6 protein-coding genes are annotated in these 5,014 nt (G+C 45.9%); 4 read left to right on the forward strand and 2 right to left on the reverse strand.

Annotation, left to right across the window (positions count from 1 at the left end; genetic code table 11):
- The first annotated feature begins 336 nt into the window (after nucleotides 1–336).
- Together FHC48_RS22765 and FHC48_RS22770 are read left to right on the forward strand one after the other, a co-directional pair.
- Complete coding sequence (locus FHC48_RS22765) at nucleotides 337–528, forward strand: Rop family plasmid primer RNA-binding protein (RefSeq protein WP_001041614.1); 192 nt, start codon at nucleotides 337–339, stop codon at nucleotides 526–528.
- Between the two features lie 886 nt (nucleotides 529–1,414).
- Nucleotides 1,415–1,951 carry a hypothetical protein gene (locus tag FHC48_RS22770; RefSeq protein WP_220420616.1) on the forward strand — a complete coding sequence of 179 codons (537 nt, stop codon included), beginning with the start codon at nucleotides 1,415–1,417 and terminating at the stop codon, nucleotides 1,949–1,951.
- Between the two features lie 380 nt (nucleotides 1,952–2,331).
- Here FHC48_RS22770 and FHC48_RS23725 read toward each other — a convergent pair whose 3' ends face one another.
- Nucleotides 2,332–2,445, reverse strand: coding sequence for a replication initiation protein (locus FHC48_RS23725; protein WP_071789001.1), 114 nt, complete (start codon nucleotides 2,443–2,445; stop codon nucleotides 2,332–2,334).
- A 415-nt stretch (nucleotides 2,446–2,860) separates the two neighbouring features.
- Between FHC48_RS23725 and FHC48_RS22780 the strand changes: the two genes are divergently transcribed.
- Together FHC48_RS22780 and FHC48_RS22785 are read left to right on the forward strand one after the other, a co-directional pair.
- A complete protein-coding gene (locus FHC48_RS22780; RefSeq protein ID WP_001041614.1) occupies nucleotides 2,861–3,052 on the forward strand; it encodes a Rop family plasmid primer RNA-binding protein in 192 nt (63 codons plus the stop codon).
- Between the two features lie 886 nt (nucleotides 3,053–3,938).
- Nucleotides 3,939–4,475, forward strand: coding sequence for a hypothetical protein (locus tag FHC48_RS22785; RefSeq protein ID WP_044864787.1), 537 nt, complete (start codon nucleotides 3,939–3,941; stop codon nucleotides 4,473–4,475).
- A gap of 380 nt (nucleotides 4,476–4,855) precedes the next feature.
- On the opposite strand, the gene FHC48_RS23730 is transcribed toward FHC48_RS22785, so the two are convergent.
- Nucleotides 4,856–4,969, reverse strand: coding sequence for a replication initiation protein (locus tag FHC48_RS23730; protein WP_071789001.1), 114 nt, complete (start codon nucleotides 4,967–4,969; stop codon nucleotides 4,856–4,858).
- Nucleotides 4,970–5,014: the final 45 nt, after the last annotated feature.

Consider the following 5,014-nt stretch of genomic DNA (forward strand, 5'->3'; position numbering starts at 1 on the left):
AATGACACCGGTAAACCGAAAGGCAGGAACAGGAGAGCGCACGAGGGAGCCACCAGGGGGAAACGCCTGGTATCTTTAAGTCCTGTCGGGTTTCGCCACCACTGATTTGAGCGTCCGATTCTGTGATGCTTGTCAGGGGGGCGGAGCCTATGGAAAAACGCCCGGCTGGGCGTGGCCTTTTCGCCCTTGTCCTTAGCTTTCGTTATGCTTACCGTTACGTTATCTGCTCATCTTCCTCCGCTCGCCGCAGACTCATGACCGAACGGAGTGAGCGAATGAGCGAGGAAGCGGAAAACCATCAGAACGTACAGTAAGCACTTTCGCACCGGGGCCTTCATGAACAAACAACAAAAGACAGCCGTTAACATGGCTAAATTCATCCAGGATCAGTCCCTGCTTCTTCTGGACAGGCTTAATGAGCTGGATCTGGATCATGAGGCTGATTTCTGCGAGAAACTCCATGAGGATGCGGAACGCCTTTACCGAAGCCTGTCAGCGCGCCTGAATGAGCAGCAGGACGGTGCGTAATGGCTCCGTTCTGGGTATTACCGGAGTAATACCGGCATCGCCTTAATTTTCATTGTCTTGGTGCTTAACATTATTACCCTGGTAATACCCAGAATCCCTTTATTTTTTCTTTTTTATTTATTTTTCATGCAGTTGCGATAAAAATCGCAGCTGCGTTAGGTGTATGTCATTTTTTAGTATATAAAACGACCACTCCCGAGTGCTGGCGCCGCAGGTTAAGGATGATTCTGGCTAAAAAGCGTCCTTTTCCGGGAAAGGGTCATGCTCGTATGACCCTATGGGTTCAGCGACTACACATAAACTACAAAATTGCATCTGCTTTTACCCCAGAACGCGGGTGTACAACAGAATTACATCAAAAGTACATCAAAATTACATCACTTTTACGTCAGATCGCGGGTGTACAACAGAATTACATCAAAAGTACATCACTTTTACATCATTTTTACGTCAGATCTGACCTCTGAACTATTCGTACATCCGCCCCCTCTTCCTGGGCCTCCTGCACGTGCTGAAAATGGTTTTTCCGGCTGTGCCGGCAACGCCTCACGGCCACGCAATAAATTGCGTCCCCGTTCACCGTTTTCGGGTAAGAAGAACATCGGAAACAGGACTTACCCCGGCTGAATGGCGTGAATTCCCGCGCTATGCACTTGCGCGCATACTCATGCATGCCGTAAAAACAGAGCCTGCGCGTTTCTGGCGGGTTTTCGGGTGGTTTGTTGCCTGTTTTACCGGTTTCCTGCCAGAAATGCCCTGAGGCCGTTTTCGCGGTGCGCGTAAGAAGGGATTATGGTAAATCGATGCTTAATTTCTTGCTAACTTATGGCACCTTAGCTTAAAAATCTCAGGGTAAACTTTAGAGCAGTTGAGATGGATTATAGAAATGAAAAAAGTATATAAAGCAATCATATTAATAGTACTCTTATGTGGTGGTGTTTTATCTGCCAACTACATTTTTCTTCAAAGGCACATGAATGAGGTTCTGAAAGAAGACCCAAGGAATGATGGTATTAGCGTTTGGGTTTATTATAAGTGGTTTGTAAACTCTTCCGAGATTAATTATGACCTTCGTTCTGTTTCTGCAGAAAATAGTTCACTGGAGGTTAGTAGGGTGATGCTGCAATTTGCTGAAAAAGTGAAAGATTATGATTTTAGTAAGGTTTATCTTAGTTACAGAGGGAAAGATAAGTTTTACTTAAAAGGGGGGTATTTTAAAACTCTTGGGCAGGAATATGGTATTCAAAACCCCGTATATACATTAAGAACAATTCCGGAAAACGTGTATATGTTAAATGGAGAGAGAGCTTATAGTGTTTGGGAGGGTGGGCTTCTGGGTGTAATGGGAAAACAGATGGAGGATCTTAGTGATTTCTCTAAGGCTTGGTACTTAGATGATTTCATTAAAAGCATGAGCGATTAATTTGAAGCGATCAGTATACATTGACGATTAGCTCACGCAAATCGCTCATTGGTCACTGGGGTGTTTTTACTCGTAGATGCTTTAGATGTGTGACCTGCTCCCCGTGGATTACAAGGCCGTCATCTGATAATGCCCCTAATGGGTCAGATCTCTAGGATAGTAGCAATACAGCAAGGAACTTCTTGAGATCCTTTCTGTTGCGTCGTAATCTCTTGCTCTGTAAACGAAAAAACCGCCCAGCAAGGCGGTTTTCTCGAAGGTTCTCAGAGCAGCAACTCTTTGAACCGAGGTAACTGGCTAGTTAGAGGAGCGCAGTCACCAAAACTGTTCGTTTAGTTTAGCCTTAACTGGCGCATGACTTCAAGACTATCTCCTCTAAATCAGTTACCAGTGGCTGCTGCCAGTGGCGCTTTTGCATGTCTTACCGGGTTGGACTCAAGACGATAGTTACCGGATAAGGCGCAGCAGTCGGACTGAACGGGGGGTTCGTGCATACAGTCCAGCTTGGAGCGAACTGCCTACCCGGAACTGAGTGTCAGGCGTGGAATGAGATAAACGCGGCCATAACAGCGGAATGACACCGGTAAACCGAAAGGCAGGAACAGGAGAGCGCACGAGGGAGCCACCAGGGGGAAACGCCTGGTATCTTTAAGTCCTGTCGGGTTTCGCCACCACTGATTTGAGCGTCCGATTCTGTGATGCTTGTCAGGGGGGCGGAGCCTATGGAAAAACGCCCGGCTGGGCGTGGCCTTTTCGCCCTTGTCCTTAGCTTTCGTTATGCTTACCGTTACGTTATCTGCTCATCTTCCTCCGCTCGCCGCAGACTCATGACCGAACGGAGTGAGCGAATGAGCGAGGAAGCGGAAAACCATCAGAACGTACAGTAAGCACTTTCGCACCGGGGCCTTCATGAACAAACAACAAAAGACAGCCGTTAACATGGCTAAATTCATCCAGGATCAGTCCCTGCTTCTTCTGGACAGGCTTAATGAGCTGGATCTGGATCATGAGGCTGATTTCTGCGAGAAACTCCATGAGGATGCGGAACGCCTTTACCGAAGCCTGTCAGCGCGCCTGAATGAGCAGCAGGACGGTGCGTAATGGCTCCGTTCTGGGTATTACCGGAGTAATACCGGCATCGCCTTAATTTTCATTGTCTTGGTGCTTAACATTATTACCCTGGTAATACCCAGAATCCCTTTATTTTTTCTTTTTTATTTATTTTTCATGCAGTTGCGATAAAAATCGCAGCTGCGTTAGGTGTATGTCATTTTTTAGTATATAAAACGACCACTCCCGAGTGCTGGCGCCGCAGGTTAAGGATGATTCTGGCTAAAAAGCGTCCTTTTCCGGGAAAGGGTCATGCTCGTATGACCCTATGGGTTCAGCGACTACACATAAACTACAAAATTGCATCTGCTTTTACCCCAGAACGCGGGTGTACAACAGAATTACATCAAAAGTACATCAAAATTACATCACTTTTACGTCAGATCGCGGGTGTACAACAGAATTACATCAAAAGTACATCACTTTTACATCATTTTTACGTCAGATCTGACCTCTGAACTATTCGTACATCCGCCCCCTCTTCCTGGGCCTCCTGCACGTGCTGAAAATGGTTTTTCCGGCTGTGCCGGCAACGCCTCACGGCCACGCAATAAATTGCGTCCCCGTTCACCGTTTTCGGGTAAGAAGAACATCGGAAACAGGACTTACCCCGGCTGAATGGCGTGAATTCCCGCGCTATGCACTTGCGCGCATACTCATGCATGCCGTAAAAACAGAGCCTGCGCGTTTCTGGCGGGTTTTCGGGTGGTTTGTTGCCTGTTTTACCGGTTTCCTGCCAGAAATGCCCTGAGGCCGTTTTCGCGGTGCGCGTAAGAAGGGATTATGGTAAATCGATGCTTAATTTCTTGCTAACTTATGGCACCTTAGCTTAAAAATCTCAGGGTAAACTTTAGAGCAGTTGAGATGGATTATAGAAATGAAAAAAGTATATAAAGCAATCATATTAATAGTACTCTTATGTGGTGGTGTTTTATCTGCCAACTACATTTTTCTTCAAAGGCACATGAATGAGGTTCTGAAAGAAGACCCAAGGAATGATGGTATTAGCGTTTGGGTTTATTATAAGTGGTTTGTAAACTCTTCCGAGATTAATTATGACCTTCGTTCTGTTTCTGCAGAAAATAGTTCACTGGATGTTAGTAGGGTGATGCTGCAATTTGCTGAAAAAGTGAAAGATTATGATTTTAGTAAGGTTTATCTTAGTTACAGAGGGAAAGATAAGTTTTACTTAAAAGGGGGGTATTTTAAAACTCTTGGGCAGGAATATGGTATTCAAAACCCCGTATATACATTAAGAACAATTCCGGAAAACGTGTATATGTTAAATGGAGAGAGAGCTTATAGTGTTTGGGAGGGTGGGCTTCTGGGTGTAATGGGAAAACAGATGGAGGATCTTAGTGATTTCTCTAAGGCTTGGTACTTAGATGATTTCATTAAAAGCATGAGCGATTAATTTGAAGCGATCAGTATACATTGACGATTAGCTCACGCAAATCGCTCATTGGTCACTGGGGTGTTTTTACTCGTAGATGCTTTAGATGTGTGACCTGCTCCCCGTGGATTACAAGGCCGTCATCTGATAATGCCCCTAATGGGTCAGATCTCTAGGATAGTAGCAATACAGCAAGGAACTTCTTGAGATCCTTTCTGTTGCGTCGTAATCTCTTGCTCTGTAAACGAAAAAACCGCCCAGCAAGGCGGTTTTCTCGAAGGTTCTCAGAGCAGCAACTCTTTGAACCGAGGTAACTGGCTAGTTAGAGGAGCGCAGTCACCAAAACTGTTCGTTTAGTTTAGCCTTAACTGGCGCATGACTTCAAGACTATCTCCTCTAAATCAGTTACCAGTGGCTGCTGCCAGTGGCGCTTTTGCATGTCTTACCGGGTTGGACTCAAGACGATAGTTACCGGATAAGGCGCAGCAGTCGGACTGAACGGGGGGTTCGTGCATACAGTCCAGCTTGGAGCGAACTGCCTACCCGGAACTGAGTGTCAG

Source organism: Enterobacter sp. EC_50 (assembly GCF_019584525.1).
Lineage (GTDB): Bacteria > Pseudomonadota > Gammaproteobacteria > Enterobacterales > Enterobacteriaceae > Enterobacter > Enterobacter roggenkampii.

What these genes read in the sequence shown, in the direction of transcription:
- FHC48_RS22770 (WP_220420616.1), top strand. Translation starts at nt 1,415, where the DNA reads ATGAAAAAAGTATATAAAGCAATCATATTAATAGTACTCTTATGTGGT.
- FHC48_RS23725 (WP_071789001.1), bottom strand. Translation starts at nt 2,445, where the DNA reads ATGCACGAACCCCCCGTTCAGTCCGACTGCTGCGCCTTATCCGGTAAC.
- FHC48_RS22785 (WP_044864787.1), top strand. Translation starts at nt 3,939, where the DNA reads ATGAAAAAAGTATATAAAGCAATCATATTAATAGTACTCTTATGTGGT.
- FHC48_RS22765 (WP_001041614.1), top strand. Translation starts at nt 337, where the DNA reads ATGAACAAACAACAAAAGACAGCCGTTAACATGGCTAAATTCATCCAG.
- FHC48_RS22780 (WP_001041614.1), top strand. Translation starts at nt 2,861, where the DNA reads ATGAACAAACAACAAAAGACAGCCGTTAACATGGCTAAATTCATCCAG.
- FHC48_RS23730 (WP_071789001.1), bottom strand. Translation starts at nt 4,969, where the DNA reads ATGCACGAACCCCCCGTTCAGTCCGACTGCTGCGCCTTATCCGGTAAC.